Below are 15532 nucleotides of genomic sequence, written 5' to 3' on the forward strand. Positions count from 1 at the left end.
ATGGCCAATCCCGGATGTCCACGCATCCAGATCATGCAAATGCGCTGGTTTGTTTTGGGACCATCATTATAGTCAGCTTTTACAAGATTACCGCACCATGGCCCAAGGCAACCCCAACCAGCCCGAATACATCGTCGGCTTGAACAACAATCCTAGGGGGCCGTTCAATCGCGACGACCTGATTCTGTTCGCACGGGGTGGTCTCTTGAACGAGAAGACCCGCATCTTCGTCAAGGGTTGGGAGCGTTGGAAGACGATGGGCGAGGTCGATGAATTGAGCACCCTGCTCGCCGAGCACCCCCCGTCCCCGGCCTCCCCTCCCGCTCTGGCTCTTGCCCCTTCTGCCGCCGCCCTGGACGGGGAAACCCGGTCTGCTCTGGGCGCCATCCAGACTGCTCTTGAAAGACTGAACACTGAACTGGCACGACGGACCGACCAGTTGGGCGAGGGACAGAAGATTTCCATCGAATCGGTCAGCGGAGAACAGGGCGAGATCAAGAAGCTCCTCACCGACCTGAAATCCGAAGTGAAGGCCCTGGGCCAGTCGGGAACCCAGGCCCTGGCCGGCGAACTGGCAGACTTGCGCGACACCCAACAGCGGGTGCTCCAGGAAATCCTTGGCAAGTCGCAAAGAGAAACCACCGTGCTCCTGGATGCCATGCAATCCGGCCTGGCCCTGAAACTTCAGTCCCTGGAGTCGCTGCAAAAGAGTTTATCTGATCGTTGGAGCGAACAACAGGAAGCCCGGAAAAAAGAAACCGAGGCCAGCCAGGCCTCCTTTGAGCGTCTGCAACAGACCCTTGCCGCGGAGAAGGAAAAAGAGTTGCTGGCCTTCGCCAATCGCGTCGAGGACATGGACCGGCGCTTTTCCGCCTTGCAGCAGGCTTTTTATCTTTCGGTGGAGCAATTCAAGCAGGACATCACCACCTCGCTGGCCGGCCAGGGCGCGGATGCGGCGCAAAAACAAACGGAGGCCATACGGGCAGCGGAGGCACGCCATCAAGCCCTGATCGAGGCACAGGGCGAAACCGCGGCGGAGCTGGCCCGCGTCCGTGGGCTGATCGGGGATCGCCTGCAGGCCCAGGAACAACAGCGCCAAATGGAGCAGGAGAAACTTTTGCAAACCCTGGCCTCCATCTCCCAAGAGCTGGAAAGCGCACCGGGCAGGCTGGATGAACTCTCTTCGCGTTTGCTGGAAGAACAACAAAAGCAGGCGGGACGAAATCAGACCCAACTGAAGGAAACCACCCAGGTATTGGGAGGAATCAACCAGCGACTCACCGCTTCGGAGAAAGTTCTGGCGGAATTGAGCGAGGGGCAGACGAAGCTCACCGGCAAACTGGAGGACTCACGTCAAACAGCGGCTTCGCAAACCCAATCTCTCCAGATCCGACTGGATGCCCAGTTGCAGACCCTGCTGGCGGCCGTGGAATCGCGCGGGGCGGTCTTGGCCGCCGACATGGAGCAACGCGGACAGGCCTTCAATGAGGCCGTGGCGGGCCTGCGGGCCGGCATCAAGGAATTTGAGGACATCACCCTGGAGCGATACCATGTTTTGTTGGCGGCAGCCGACGACCAGAGGGTCATCCCCGAGCGGGTCAGCCAATTGATGGGCGAATGGTCCGGCGAGATGAAAGCCCTGGTGGAGAAAGTCAGCCAGGGCCTGGCCACCGTGCAGGAACACACCCAGTCCCAGGCGGAGCGCTTTTACGAAGAATTGGGCAGCACGCACCAGGAGCAGATCCACCGCCAGCAGGTGGCCGACTCGGAACGACTGGAGCAATTCACCCTATTGTCGCAGGCCCTGAACCGGGTGGTCACCCATCTGGAAGGCGACCTTCCGGCCCATTTGGCCCGCGTCGAAGCCCAGGTTGAAGTCGGCACAAAGAGTCTCCAGTCGATTCTCGACAAAAACGCCACCGAATTGGCCTCGGAGTTGGCGACCCGCGCGAAAAAGGCGGATGAGAAAAGCCACAAGCTCCAGGCTGAAATCTTGGAAGGCTTCCGCAAGGTTCAAGAGGGACTCCAGGCAAGCCTGGCCGACCAACAGAAGCAGCTCGGCCTGTTCCAGGACAGCCACCGCGGCGATCTGAAAGAGATGAGCTCGCTCTTGTTGGGTGCGACAGAAAAAGGGATCGACTCGGTGAACGCGTTGGCCGCGCAACACTTGGAGACGCGCGACACCACCCTTCAATCGCTGACCCACTTGGGCGGCTGGGCCCAGAGTCTGCACGAGAAAATGGAAAAAGGACTGACGCAGTCCCTGGCCGAATCGGCCAAGGCACAGGCCGAGCTGCGCGGCCTTCTGGCCAATGCACAGGAAACATCGGCCAAGGCCGTGGCCGCCCAGGAAAAGGCCCTCGAACAACGGCACAAAGATGCCCTCCAAGCCCTGAACCAGATCGAAAGCCGCATCCCCGAACGCATCGGAGCCGAGCTCCGCGGGGTGGCCGAGCTGGTCGAGAAATCAGCCAGTGAGGGACAAAAACGCACCTCGGCGGAGTTGGCCTCCGTTCTATCCCACTTGCAAACGGGCCATGGTGCACTCCAGAAAGCGCTGGCCGGCGAAATGGCCGGTGCGGCCGTCCAAAACCGCGAGACCCTCCAAACCTTCCTTTCCTCGGAACTCGCCTCCGCCGTCGGCCAGATCACCCAGACGCAGCAGGCCATGCAGAAAATGCTCGCCGACGAATGGACCGGTGTGTGGTCACAACGATGGGCCGAGCTCAGCACCGTCCTCTCCCGTCTGGGTGAGGATGCATCGGTCCGGCGCGAACAACTGGCCAAACGACTGGGCGAGTTGGAGGATTCGATCCCCGCGGCAGTGGCGGCCCAGCTCAAAGCACGGTCGGAGGAAATCGGGAGCGGATTGAAAGAGCTTTCCAGCGCGCTTGCGCAGCAGGAGAAACGCACGACCGAGGCCGGCCGGGAAATGGAGAAATTGATCGCCCAGCACTTCACAGGGCACCAACGTTCGGTCGAACAGTTGTTCAGGTCGGTACAGGACGACGTTTCCGCATTGCGCAGTTCGGCCCCGGTCCAACAAAAAACCCTGGTGGAAGAATTGCATAAAGCGGTCTCCCGACTGCCCGACCACTTGGCCGAGTCCTACCGTGTGACCAACAACGCCATGCAGAAACAACTGGCGGAGATGGCGCAGGATGTCAGCCAGGCGACCCAGCACGTCGAGCACAGCCGCAGCGCACTGGAAAAAGTGGGCTCGAACCACCTATCCAGCCTGCAGGAAGCGAGCGAATCCTCCCGCCAGCAAGTGGCGGCCGTCATCCGCGAGGCCAAGGAAGAGCGCGCCCAATTGCACGCCCAACTGCTCCAGGAATTGAAAACCTGGCAGTTCGAGCAGAAAAAGATTCTGGCCGCAGTGCTCAAAGGCAACAAGGGCCAGGCCCAAGATTAAAAAGAGCCGCAGTACGCAGGCTCAGTCTACCAAACGCTGGAAGAAATTCTTCCTCGTCTCGGGCGCATTCAGAAAATCCACAATCTGGGCGATACCGGCCGAAGGATCACCAGAAGCGGGGAGATCCAACCGTTGCACCCGTGCGTGAAGTTCGTCCAGTTGGTCCGGCAACGGGGTGGGCCCTCCGACCAGGCAGGCGGCGGCCAATGAGCGGTTCTTGCTCTCGCGGCAGAGGTCGAGGGCGAAGGCATCGGCATCACCGATGGCGACAACCGCCACGCGCGACATCTGGAAGCGCGGGCTCTTGGCATAAAAGTTGAGGCCGGTTTCCAGCGCCTTGCGCACATCCTTGGGCTCCAATCCCTGCCGGTTGGTGCGGGCCTCGCGGTCGTCGGCGGCGACCCGTCCGTTGTAGAGATCGACAGCGAGGGCGAGAAAGCCACGCTCGGCCAGGAGATCACACAATTTTTTGGTGCGCGCATCCAGCCCGTGCCCGTCCGGGATCACGAGCAGGCCCATGGGGGGCTCCTGCATGGGGACGGAGAGGAACCCCACCTCATCGCTCCCAAAATCGCGCAAGTAGATCATCTCGCCGGTGCGGGTGCTGGCGGGGGCGGGCTTGGCCGTGGGTTTGGCAGATGGCGCGGCGTGGGAATCACTCCCCGCCGAGGAGGCCAACAGGAGTGTCAGGGTGCTCAGAACTGTGACAAAAGAACTCGCTTTCACGGGGTCATCAAAGTTCCAGGAAGTTTTTCAAGAGCGATTTGCCCTCACGCGTCAGGATGGATTCGGGGTGGAACTGGACGCCATGGACCGGATGTTCGCGGTGGCGCAGTCCCATGATTTCCCCTTCGGCGGTGGTGGCGCAGACCAGAAGTTCGGAGGGAACGGTATCCGGGGCCACGAGCAGGGAATGGTAGCGGGTGGCATCAAAGGGCTGGGGCAGGTCGCGGAAGACGCCCTGCCCGTCATGCTGGATGGGGGAGGTTTTGCCGTGCATCAGGCGGGCGGCCCGGACGATGGCGGCACCGTGGACGTGGCCGATGCACTGGTGCCCGAGACAAACGCCGAGCAATGGGGTGGTCGGGCCGAACTGGCGGATGACCTCGTTGGAAATGCCTGATTGTTCGGGGGTGCCGGGCCCGGGCGAGATGACAATCCGGTCCGGCTTCATTTTGTGTATTTCCCCAAGCGTGATCTGGTCGTTGCGATAGACGACCGGAGCGGCTTGGAGTTCACCAAAATACTGCACCAGGTTGTAGGTGAAGGAATCGTAGTTATCGATGACCAGGAGCATGGGATTCTGAGGGAAACAATTTAGTGCGCTGAGGGGCGCTTGTCATCCGCGATTCCAGCGGCGATCCGGGCCAGGCCGATGGCCTTGAGGGCGGCCTTGGATTTGTTGACGCTTTCCTGGTATTCGCCCAGCGCGGTCGAATCCGCCACCAGACCCCCGCCCGCCTGCACGTAGGCCTTCCCCCCTTTCAGGAGCATGGTGCGGATGGCGATGCAAGAATCCAGATTGCCGGAAAAACCAAAGTAACCCACCACCCCGGAATAGATCCCACGACAGGTCGGTTCCAGTTCGGCAATGATCTGCATGGCCCGGACCTTGGGTGAACCACTGACCGTTCCGGCAGGGAACGTGGCCCGGATCACATCATAAACGCTGGTGCCCGCCTTGAGCTGGCCGATGACATGGGAAACGATGTGCATGACGTGGGAATAGCGTTCCACTGTCATGAAGTCGGTCACCTTGACCGTATCGTAATCACAGACGCGGCCGAGGTCGTTGCGGGCCAGGTCCACGAGCATGACGTGCTCCGCGCGTTCCTTCGGATCGGCGAGGAGTTCTTTTTCCATCGCCTGGTCTTCTTCCGGTCGGGCTTTGCGCGGACGGGTTCCGGCGATGGGGTGGATCTCGGCCAGTCCGTTTTCGCACCGGACATGGGTTTCGGGCGAGGACCCGATGAGGGCGATGTCGCCGAACTTGATGCAGAACATGTAGGGCGATGGATTGACATGGCGGAGGGCGCGGTAGAGGACGATGGGATCACCGGAATAGGGGACGGCAAACCGCTGCGAGGGCACCACCTGGAAGATGTCGCCCGCACGGATGTATTCCTGCATGGCCTCGGTCATGCGGACATAGGCATCGCGGTTCATGTTGACCTCGGGCTCAATGCGGGGGGATTCCGAGACCGGCTCCATGGCGGAAGCGGCCACGGGCTTCAGCAGGGACGCCTCGACCGCGGCAATCCGCGCCACCGCCGCATCGTAAGCCGCCCCGGCTTCCCCCTCGATGAAGGTGTTGACCAGGATCTTCAGTTTGCGTTCCAAGTGGTCGAAAATGACCAGGGTGTCACTCACCACAAAATAAGCGTCTGGCAGGCCGAGGTCGTCGCGGGCCGCGATAGGGACGGTCGGCTCGAAAAAGCGGACCATCTCATAGGCCAGGAAGCCGACCGCGCCGCCATAGAAGATGGGCAGTTCGCTGAAGGTGATGGGTTTGTAGCGGGCCATCAACGCTTCCAACTCGTGCAGCGGGTCATGCGTGGTCTCGAATTCGCGGACGCGCCCGTCCTCCTCGATACGGATGGTGCGGCCCCGGGCGGTGAAGATCACCCGCGGGTCGGTGCCGACGAAACTGTACCGTCCGGTCCGCTCGCCCTTCTCCACGGATTCGAGGAGGAAGGTGTGCCGACCGGTGTCCAGCTTCAGGTAGGCGGAGATGGGGGTTTCCAGGTCGGCGACCCATTCCTTGTAGACGGGGATCAGGTTGCCCTGTTTGGAAAGCTCGATGAAGATGTCGCGCGTCGGAAATAGCATGCGCCGCTCCTTGGATAAAGGGACCAGCATCCCCCCAACCGGGACGGCTGGCAATCCCATTTAAGCACGGGACATCCGCACCGGGATGCCCCGGCTCGCACAATGGGCTTTGACCTCGGAAATCTTCAATTCGCCGAAATGGAACAAGCTCGCCGCCAAGGCCGCGTCGGCCTCGCCCTCGCCCAACACGGTGGAAAAGTCATCCAGTTTGCCCGCCCCGCCGCTGGCGATGACCGGGATCCTGACCGCACGGGAAACGGCACGCGTCAGCTCGAGATCATAGCCTGCCTTGGTGCCGTCGGCGTCCATGCTGGTCAGAAGGATTTCGCCGGCCCCGCGCTGTTCGGCCTCCACGGCCCAGGCCACCGCGTCCTTACCGGCAGGGCGTCGTCCTCCATGGGTGTGGACTTCCCAGCGGCCGGGACCGTTGCGACGGGCGTCGATGGCCAGGACAATGCATTGCCGGCCGAATGCCTCGGCCCCCTCGGAAATCAATTCCGGGCGGGCCAGGGCGGCGGTGTTGAGGGAAACCTTGTCGGCTCCGGATTCGAGCATGGCACGGATGTCGTCCACCACCCGTATGCCACCGCCCACGGTCAGCGGCATGAAAACACTTTCGGCCGTGCGGCGGACCACATCGCGCATGGTTGCCCGGCCCTCATGGGAGGCCGTGATGTCCAGAAAGACCAGTTCGTCCGCTCCTTGGGCGTCGTAGGCCAAAGCAGACTCGACGGGGTCCCCGGCGTCAATGATGTCAACGAAGCGGACACCCTTGACCACCCGGCCACGGTCCACGTCCATACAGGGAATGATGCGTTTGGCCAACATGGGAATAAAAATGGAAGAAAGGACATCTGACGCCCGAAAGCCCCGTGAATCAACTCCAAATGGGGATGGGGCCGTTGGAATATAATAAAAACTTAACAAGACTTTGCTTGGCGATCAGCGGGGATGATGCCATGATGCTTTTATTCTCTTTCGCCACAAATTTCGGCAACTTCACACAATTGTTGGTTTAACTTCTGCTTTGGTTTGGAAAGATCCCTTTTCCCGGGAAAGGGAAACCGGAACAAGGAACCGATATGGCCAGTAAGACAAAAAAAGTAGCCAAGCGTACCACGCTCGAACGGAAGAAAAAAACCCTCGTGAAATCGAAGGATAAAGAAAAGAAAGCGGCGGCCAAACCCACCAAACAGGCCAAAGTGGCCCGGGCCAAAAAGTCCGTGGCCGATGCCAAGGCCCGGCAGAAGCTTCCTTCGCGTGGCACCAAAACCCAGCCCTCCACGGCCCGCACCACCAAGGTGCGCAGCGTCGATCCACGGGTGGTTTTGGTCGAGGAACCGGAGGATATTTCCGCCCACAAATTCGACCTGGCCGCCGGTGCGACGCCAGAGCCTGCCCGGTTCGAGCTGCCGGAATATGAGGATCTGGGCGAATTACCGGCCAAATACGGCACCGGGAAGTTGTTCCTCGTGGCCCGCGATCCCCAGTGGCTCTACGCCTACTGGGACCTGACTTACGACCAACTGGCGGAAGCACAAAGCCGGGCCCACGACGGCAAGCTCTTCCTGGAACTGCGAAAGGATGGCTCGCGCATCCAGCAGATCCAGATCTCCGCCTGGTCGCATGACTGGTATCTCCACGCACCACAGGCGGGCTCGGGCTACCTGGCCGAAATTGGCTACTACCGAGGGGACGGTGGATTCGAAGTCGTGGCCCGTTCCTCCGGCGCACCCACCCCCCCGGATGCCATCTCGTGGAAGACCCAGGCCAAGTTCGTCACCATTCCATTCCACTACAGCTTCAAGCAGCTGCGCGACCTCATCGCCCGCTTCCAGCAGCCGGGCGAGGATCTGGGAGACACCCTGGCCCGCCTCCAGGAGGAGGGCTTCCCCTTCCCCTTCGAAGTTCCCCGTCCTCCGGGAATGTCGGAGGATGCCTACGTCGAGTTGCTCAGTTATCTGGGCGCCGTTACCATCCGGCGCATCCAGCAAGGTTCGGGGGAGATCATCGAGTTGTTGCGCAAAAATCTACTCGACCAGTTCAGCACCAGTTCCGGCCAATGGATCAGCAGCATCTCCAGCCCCTTTGGTTCGTCCTTCGGAGCCGGAGACCGCGGATTTTTCATGGATGTGAACGCCGAGTTGATCATCTACGGGGGCACCCACCCCCAGGCCACCGTTCGAATCGACGGTGAGAAGATCCAACTCACCCCCGACGGGCGGTTTTCCTACCACTTCAATTTCAAGGACGGCAAATTCCACATCCCCATCGACGCCCTTTCGCCAGATGGGGTGGAAACCCGCTCCGCCCTGCTTTCCTTCCTCCGCCTGACCGCATTGGATCCCGGGGTTGAACCGACGCCCCAGGAAACCCGTCCCACGCCTCTGGGGGAGATCGACTGATCTCACCCCGGTAAGCACCCACAGTCCGAAGCCCGGAAAAAGTTACAGCCAATTCGTCACAATCCTGTTTAATACCGCTTATGCCCCAAGGCCACGTCGCCCTCGTCCTCCACGCCCACCTGCCCTTTGTGCGGCATCCGGAATACCCTTCATTCCTGGAAGAGGACTGGCTGTATGAGGCCATCACCGAAACATACATCCCGCTCATCAACATGATGGATGGCCTGCTCCACGATGGAGTGGATTTCCGCCTGACCATGTCGATGACCCCGCCGCTCTGCGCCATGCTCCGGGACCCCCTGCTGCAAGAGCGCTACATCCACGAACTGGTCAAACTCATCGGGTTGACCGAGAAGGAAATCGAGCGCACCCGCCAAGGGCAGGAGCACGGCTACCACGAGGTGGCCTGGTTCTACCACCACCGACTGAAGGATTGCCTGCATGTCTTCAGCGACAAATACCACCGCGACCTGGTTTCGGCCTTCCGCAAGTTCCAGGACGCCGGCAAGCTCGAGATCATCACCTGCGGCGCCACGCATGGATTCCTCCCCCTGATGATGGAATACCCCGAGGCCGTCCGCGCGCAGATCATGGTCGCGCGCGATTCCTACCGCGATTGCTTCGGCCGCGACCCCCGGGGCATCTGGCTGCCCGAGTGCGCCTATGTGCCGGGCGTGGAAGCATTCCTCCAGGAAGCCGAGATCCGCTGGTTCCTCGTCGACACCCACGGGGTCATGTTCGCCGACCCTCGCCCGCGCCACGGCATCTTCGCCCCGCTCTTCACCAAGTCCGGCCCGGCCGCCTTCGGCCGCGACGTCGAGTCCTCCAAACAGGTCTGGTCCTCGGAGGAGGGCTACCCCGGCGATGTGAACTACCGCGATTTTTATCGCGATGTCGGGTTCGATCTGGATTTCGACTACATCAAGGACTACGTGCAACCGAACGGCCTGCGTAAATTCACCGGCCTGAAATACCACCGCATCACCGGCAAGACCTCCTACAAGGAAGTCTACCGTCCGGGGGTGGCACGCGAGCGCGCGGCCGACCATGCGGGCAATTTCATGTTCAACCGGGAAAAGCAGATCCAACACCTGCATGGCATCATGGGCGGCATCGAACCCATCGTCGTCGCCCCCTACGATGCCGAATTGTTCGGCCATTGGTGGTTCGAGGGTCCCGACTTCCTCAATTTCTTCCTGCGCAAGAGTGCCTACGACCAGCACACCTACCGCACGACCACGCCCGGGGAATACCTGCAGATGTTTCCGACCCAGCAACTGGCCCAGCCCGCCGCTTCCAGTTGGGGGGCCAAGGGCTACTGGGAAGTGTGGCTCGAGTCCTCGAACGCCTGGATCTACCCCCACTTGCACGTGGCCGCCCAGCGGATGATCGCCCTGGCCCGTGATCACCGGGATTGCTACGGACTGACCGACCGGGCCATGAAACAGGCTGCCCGCGAACTCTTGCTGGCCCAGAGCAGCGACTGGGCCTTCATCATGAAGACCGGCACCATGGTGCCCTACGCGGTCAAACGAACCAAGGACCACATCCTCCGCTTCACCCGCCTTCACGACCAAATCCGCGCCAACACCATCGACGAGCGCTTCCTGGCAAACTGCGAGTGGCGTGACAACATCTTCCCCGACATCAATTGGCGCCATTACCTCTGACCCGCGGTCCATCGCGCGGCTGACTTCGGGATTCAGGAACCGGGGTTGCGGTCCTCGCCCCATCCCTTCTAGGATGAGCGGATGAAACGGACCGTCTTCGCGCTCATCGCGCTTTACCTCCTGACGATCATCGCCTTTGCCGGACTCTACCTCATCACGCCGCCGCGCGAGGTGGTGCGGGAAATCATCCGTGAAAAAACCCCGGAGCCGGTGGAAAAATGGGTCGCTCCGGTGGAGAAAATGGTCCAGGACACGCTCCGACCCTTGGTGCCCGGAGAGGTTGCAGCCGCCGGGGAAACAGACTTGTTGCGCGATCTCGGCCCGGTCCGGGTCCAGGTCATCGCACCGGTCGAGGATTCCGGCGCCGTGCCGGTGGATGTGGCCGAAACCGCGGTTCTGGCCGTTCTGTCGCGGAAAAACATTCCAGTATCCACCGATGCCGCGCCCGCGCTGCAAGTGTCCCTGCGCGGAAAATGGGATGAAGGCGGACAAAATCTGGCCTACCATGTCCGCGTGGCCTTGTCCGAACCCGCCCGGGTGCGCCGTCCGGGTGGAATGGTGCCGGTAGCGGCTGAAATCTGGCAGCGGGACCAGCACGGTTTCCTTCCCAAGTCCCGGGTGCCACAGGACGTGATCGGTGAAGCCGCCGCCCTCACGACAATCTTTGCCGATGCCCTCCTCCAAGCCCAAACCGGAAGCCAACCGGCGGTTCCCACCCCGGCCCAGCCCTGAGCGGCTGAGGTGACCCCCTGCCGCAATTCAGTTGCAGCGGCGTCCTCTTGGCCTATTTTTGAACCCAGTTCTTTGCTGTGAAGAAAAAAACGACCCCACCTGTCTTTGCCCCCATCGAGGAAGTCATCGCCGACATCCGCAAGGGCCGCATGGTCATCCTCACCGACGATGCCTCCCGGGAAAATGAGGGCGACCTCATCCTGGCAGCGGAAAAAGCCACCCCCAGCGCGATCAACTTCATGGCCCGCTTCGGCCGCGGCCTCATTTGCGCCCCGATTGACAGCGCACGCGCGACCCAACTCGGCCTCCAGCGCATGGTCCTCGACAACCGTGAGAGCCACAAGACCGACTTCACCGTCACCGTCGATGCCGCCCGCGGCATCACCACCGGTATCAGCGCCGCCGACCGCGCCAAAACCATCCGCCTCCTCGCCGGAAAAAAAACCCGGCCTTCCGACCTCGTCCAACCCGGGCACGTCTTTCCTCTCAAGGCCAAGGACGGGGGCGTTCTCCAGCGCGCCGGCCACACCGAGGCCGCCGTCGACCTGGCCCGCCTGGCCGGCCTCGACCCCTCGGCCGTGATCTGCGAGATCCTCCAGGACGACGGCACCATGGCCCGTGTGCCCGGGCTCATCGATTTCGCCCGGACCCATGGCCTCAAACTGGGCACCATCCGCGACCTCATTGAATACCGCCGCCGCACCGAGAAACTGGTCGTGCGTGCGCAGACCATCCAGATGCCGACCGACTACGGCATGTTCGACCTCCACCTTTACACCTCACAGACCGATGGCAGCCATCACCTGGCCCTGGTCAAGGGCAGGATTCCCAAGGACCAGCCCGTCCTGGTTCGCGTGCACAGCGAGTGCCTGACCGGGGATGTCTTCGGCTCGCGTCGCTGCGACTGCGGCCACCAGCTCCATGACGCCCTGCGCATGATCGAACGGGCCGGGGCCGGCGTTCTGGTCTACATGCGGCAGGAAGGACGCGGCATCGGCCTTCCGGCCAAGATCCATGCCTACAAGCTGCAGGAAAAGGGCCTCGATACCGTGGAAGCCAACCTCAAGCTCGGCTACGCCCCCGACCTGCGCGAATACGGACTCGGCGCCCAGATCCTCCACGACCTGGGCGTCCGCCGGATGCGGCTCATGACCAACAACCCCAAGAAAGTCGTCGGACTGGCCGGCTACGGCTTGGAACTCGTCGACCAGGTCCCCATCCGTTCCAAGCCCAATGCCCACAACCGCCGTTACCTCGAAACCAAGAAGCGCAAGATGGGCCACAAGCTTTGAACGGCACCCTAACCCCATTCCCATGAAAACCACCATCGGCATCGTCGCCTCGCTCTTCAACAAATCGTTTGTCGATGGCCTGATTGATTCCGCCCTCGTCCAGCTCAAGGGACAACGGGTCGATGTCGTACGGGTGCCGGGCTCATTCGAGATCCCCCTGGCCACCCAGCGTCTCCTGGCCCGCAGCGATGTCGGGGCCGTCATCGCCTTCGGCGTCATCTGGCAGGGCCAGACCGCCCATGCCGACCTCATCGGCCAGACCGTGACCGGGTCGCTGATGGACCTGATGCTCAAGCACGACAAACCCGTCATCCACCAGGTGTTGGTGGTCAAAAACGAAGCCCAGGCCAGGGCCCGCTGCTTCGGCAAAAAACTCAACCGCGGCAGCGAAGCCGCCCAGGCCGTCAAACTTCTCCTGAATCTCAAAAAATAAGACTTACCCCATGGGCAAACGCCGCGAGGGACGCATGCTGGTCGTCCAATTCTTCTACCAGCAGGAACACAGTCCGTCGAAGCCACTCGACGACGGCCTGCTCGTTTTCTGGCTCATGGTCGACTGCACCGCCGAGGCGCGCAAGTTCGCCGAACCGCTCATCCGGGGCATGGCCCCCCGTCTCAAAGAACTCGATGCCCACCTCAACCGCATCGCCCAGAACTGGGACACCAAGCGCATGGCCCCGGTGGACCGGAACATCCTCCGCTTGGCCCTCTACGAGATGCACCATGTTCCCGAGGTTCCCCCGGTGGTGGCGATCAATGAAGCCATCGAACTGGCCAAGGAATTGAGCACCGACGACTCCGGGAAATTCGTCAACGGCATCCTCGACCGTGCCCGCAAGGAACTCCCCCGCCCGGCCCCAACAGCCGGCCCGGGCAACCGGCCATCGAAAAAGAAACCCGCCTGAGCGGCCCGCGCGGCAACTCACCAGCGTCAAGTTAGTAGATTTATCAAATCATGATAGGAATATTCAGGAAATGGATTTCCGAGGCCCGCGGGGGCCGGGTCGACTGGGAAGAACTGGAGGCCATGCTGATCCAGGCCGATCTGGGCTACGCCCTGGTCCAGCGCATCCTGGCCCGGTTGAAGGACCGGCCGCTCAATGCGGAAAACATCGGGGCCGCCGCCCGCACAGAAATCACCGCCCTCTGGCCGCGCGTCCCCGCCCCACCGGTGCCAGCCGACGGAGAGGTCTGGATGGTAATCGGCATCAACGGCGCGGGCAAGACCACGACCCTGGCCAAGTTGGCCCACCGCTACCAGAACCGCGGCGTCCACCTCGTGGCCGCCGACACCTTCCGCGCCGCCGCCATAGAACAACTGCGCGTCTGGTCCGAGCGGGTCGGCTGTGGGTTCACAGCGGGCCGTGAGGGCGGCGATCCCGCCGCCGCGGCCTACCAAGGAGTCGAGGATGGACGCAGGGCCGGGGCCGGGCTCATCCTCATCGACACCGCCGGACGGCTGCACAACAAGGACAACCTCTTGCGCGAATTGGAGAAGGTCAAGCGGGTCGTGGGCAAAAACGATCCCGGCTCACCCCACCACACCCTGCTGGTGGTCGATGGCACCAACGGGGCCAACGCCCTGCTCCAGGCCGAACAATTCCACAAGAGTGTCGGCCTGACCGGTCTGATCGCCACCAAGCTGGACAGCACGGCCAAAGGCGGCGCCATCGCCGCGATCAAATCCGAGCTCGGGCTGGATACTTTTTTCATCGGCACCGGCGAATCCCCCGAAGACCTGAGGCCATTCTCTCCGGATGAATACGTCGACCGCTTCTTTTAACCGGCCAAATTCATGGAAGTGATGCCCCGCCGCCGATGCCAGGACCGCAACATAAAGGGACAAATGGCCCTATTCATGATGGGGTAATCACGATAAAACCTTCGACTCAACGAACATTCTCCGAAACAGCCCCATGACCCATTCCCGCAAATCACTCGAAGAAGCCACACTCTATGCTCTGGCCATGGGATGTCCGCGTTGTGCCGAGGCGGCGGATTGTCCGATGCGGCCGATCCAGGGCCTGCCCTACGGCAGGCGCTTCACCGCCGTGGATGCACTTTCTCGGGAAGAACGGGCGCAGGTCTTGGAACACTCGGGAACATGCCTGGGTTGCATGTCGCCCAATACTTTGCGCGACGGCCCTTTCGTCGAGTCCCTCATGCTTTGGCGGGATGTTCAGCAACGGATCGGCACCTCGCAGGAGCGGGAAGAAGACCTGGAAACCGCCGTGAATTCCGCCCACACCGTGCGCAACGCCCTCATGGCCATGGCGGCCCGCCCCTGGCCTGTGTCTGCCTGACGATTTGTCGGCTTCCATCCCAAAGGACGAACTCCGGTCACCCGTTGGCCAGTTCCTCGGAGCGTCTGGCGGCGGCGCTGATGGTCTCCCGGATGAGGGCTTCGGTGCGTGCGCTGTCGAGGATCTTCAGCCCGGCCTCGGTGGTGCCGCCCTTGCTCGTCACTTGGGCCATGAGTTCGCGCGGCGGGGTGCCGGTTTCCAGGATCATTTGCGCGGCCCCGCGCGCGGTCTGCGCCGCCATGCGCAGGGCTTCCCCGGATTCCAGTCCATTTTCCCGTGCCGCCCTGGCCATCAGGTCGATCAGAAGATAAAAAAACGCCGGGCCCGAGCCGGAAAGGGCGGTGACGGCGTTCATTTCCTTTTCCCCGACCAGAACCACCCGGCCAACAGCGGCAAATACCGAACGGGCACGTTCCAGGTCGCTCTCGGTGCATACGGCGTTGCCGGACAAGGCGGTCACACCTTCTCCCACCAGGGCGGGGGTATTGGGCATGGCGCGGACGATGCGGCGCTCCGGGCCGGACAAGGACTGCAGACGGGCCAGGGGCACGCCGGCACAAACGGAGATGAAAACACTCGACCACGGGGCCCCGGCCCCCTCCGGCAGGGCCTCGTGGATCTGCTGGGGTTTGACCGCCCAGAGGACGACATCGGCGGCGGCCACCGCGGCCGGGATGGAATCCGCCCAACGGAGCCCGGGATGGATGGCCTGGAAGGCGCCTCGCGCCTCGGGCATGCGGTCGGTGGCCGTGATCTGCCCCGGCGGCACCAGCCCGGATTTGATCCAGCCACGGGTGAGGGCCCGCCCAAGGTTTCCGGCGCCGATGAGGGTCAGGTTCATGGAGGAATCGATTGTTTCGGGGTTAGGAGGAGATGAAGCTGAAAT

At 62.1% G+C, this 15532-nt stretch carries 14 protein-coding genes; 9 read left to right on the forward strand and 5 right to left on the reverse strand.

The features are described from left to right. The first annotated feature begins 97 nt into the window (after positions 1-97). Positions 98-3415, forward strand: a complete 3318-nt coding sequence (locus tag SFU85_03750) for a GYF domain-containing protein (protein ID MDX6765883.1) — start codon at positions 98-100, stop codon at positions 3413-3415. Positions 3416-3436: 21 nt separating this feature from the next. On the opposite strand, the gene SFU85_03755 is transcribed toward SFU85_03750, so the two are convergent. Genes SFU85_03755 through hisF form a run of 4 tightly spaced genes read right to left on the reverse strand, consistent with a single transcriptional unit; the run spans position 3437 to position 7072 of the window. Then, positions 3437-4141, reverse strand: coding sequence for a dienelactone hydrolase family protein (locus tag SFU85_03755; GenBank protein MDX6765884.1), 705 nt, complete (start codon positions 4139-4141; stop codon positions 3437-3439). A 7-nt stretch (positions 4142-4148) separates the two neighbouring features. Continuing rightward, the gene (locus SFU85_03760) at positions 4149-4712 is read right to left on the reverse strand and encodes an aminodeoxychorismate/anthranilate synthase component II (protein ID MDX6765885.1); all 564 of its coding nucleotides are present in this window, start codon (positions 4710-4712) and stop codon (positions 4149-4151) included. 20 nt (positions 4713-4732) lie between these two features. Further along, entirely contained in the window at positions 4733-6244 is a 1512-nt protein-coding gene (trpE, locus tag SFU85_03765) for an anthranilate synthase component I (protein ID MDX6765886.1), read from the reverse strand. A gap of 60 nt (positions 6245-6304) precedes the next feature. After that, positions 6305-7072, reverse strand: a complete 768-nt coding sequence (gene hisF / locus SFU85_03770) for an imidazole glycerol phosphate synthase subunit HisF (protein MDX6765887.1) — start codon at positions 7070-7072, stop codon at positions 6305-6307. Positions 7073-7389: 317 nt separating this feature from the next. Between hisF and SFU85_03775 the strand changes: the two genes are divergently transcribed. The 8 genes from SFU85_03775 (at position 7390) to SFU85_03810 (ending at position 14646) form a co-directional block, all read left to right on the forward strand. Further along, the gene (locus SFU85_03775) at positions 7390-8649 is read left to right on the forward strand and encodes a DUF4912 domain-containing protein (protein MDX6765888.1); all 1260 of its coding nucleotides are present in this window, start codon (positions 7390-7392) and stop codon (positions 8647-8649) included. Positions 8650-8729: 80 nt separating this feature from the next. Then, positions 8730-10319, forward strand: coding sequence for a 1,4-alpha-glucan branching protein domain-containing protein (locus tag SFU85_03780; GenBank protein MDX6765889.1), 1590 nt, complete (start codon positions 8730-8732; stop codon positions 10317-10319). Between the two features lie 81 nt (positions 10320-10400). Next, positions 10401-11051: a hypothetical protein gene (locus SFU85_03785; GenBank protein MDX6765890.1), complete on the forward strand. Its 651-nt coding sequence runs from the start codon at positions 10401-10403 to the stop codon at positions 11049-11051. A 77-nt stretch (positions 11052-11128) separates the two neighbouring features. Continuing rightward, a complete protein-coding gene (locus SFU85_03790) occupies positions 11129-12343 on the forward strand; it encodes a bifunctional 3,4-dihydroxy-2-butanone-4-phosphate synthase/GTP cyclohydrolase II (protein ID MDX6765891.1) in 1215 nt (404 codons plus the stop codon). A gap of 22 nt (positions 12344-12365) precedes the next feature. After that, positions 12366-12776, forward strand: coding sequence for a 6,7-dimethyl-8-ribityllumazine synthase (gene ribH / locus SFU85_03795; protein MDX6765892.1), 411 nt, complete (start codon positions 12366-12368; stop codon positions 12774-12776). A 10-nt stretch (positions 12777-12786) separates the two neighbouring features. After that, complete coding sequence (nusB, locus tag SFU85_03800; GenBank protein MDX6765893.1) at positions 12787-13248, forward strand: transcription antitermination factor NusB; 462 nt, start codon at positions 12787-12789, stop codon at positions 13246-13248. A gap of 50 nt (positions 13249-13298) precedes the next feature. Further along, on the forward strand, positions 13299-14126 hold the full coding sequence (gene ftsY, locus SFU85_03805; protein ID MDX6765894.1) for a signal recognition particle-docking protein FtsY: 828 nt from the start codon (positions 13299-13301) through the stop codon (positions 14124-14126). A 133-nt stretch (positions 14127-14259) separates the two neighbouring features. Next, positions 14260-14646: a hypothetical protein gene (locus SFU85_03810; protein MDX6765895.1), complete on the forward strand. Its 387-nt coding sequence runs from the start codon at positions 14260-14262 to the stop codon at positions 14644-14646. Between the two features lie 37 nt (positions 14647-14683). Here SFU85_03810 and proC read toward each other — a convergent pair whose 3' ends face one another. After that, entirely contained in the window at positions 14684-15487 is an 804-nt protein-coding gene (proC, locus tag SFU85_03815) for a pyrroline-5-carboxylate reductase (GenBank protein MDX6765896.1), read from the reverse strand. Positions 15488-15532 lie beyond the last annotated feature (45 nt).

This window comes from Candidatus Methylacidiphilales bacterium (assembly GCA_033875315.1).
Classification (GTDB): Bacteria; Verrucomicrobiota; Verrucomicrobiia; order Methylacidiphilales; family CAZTYG01; genus JANRJG01.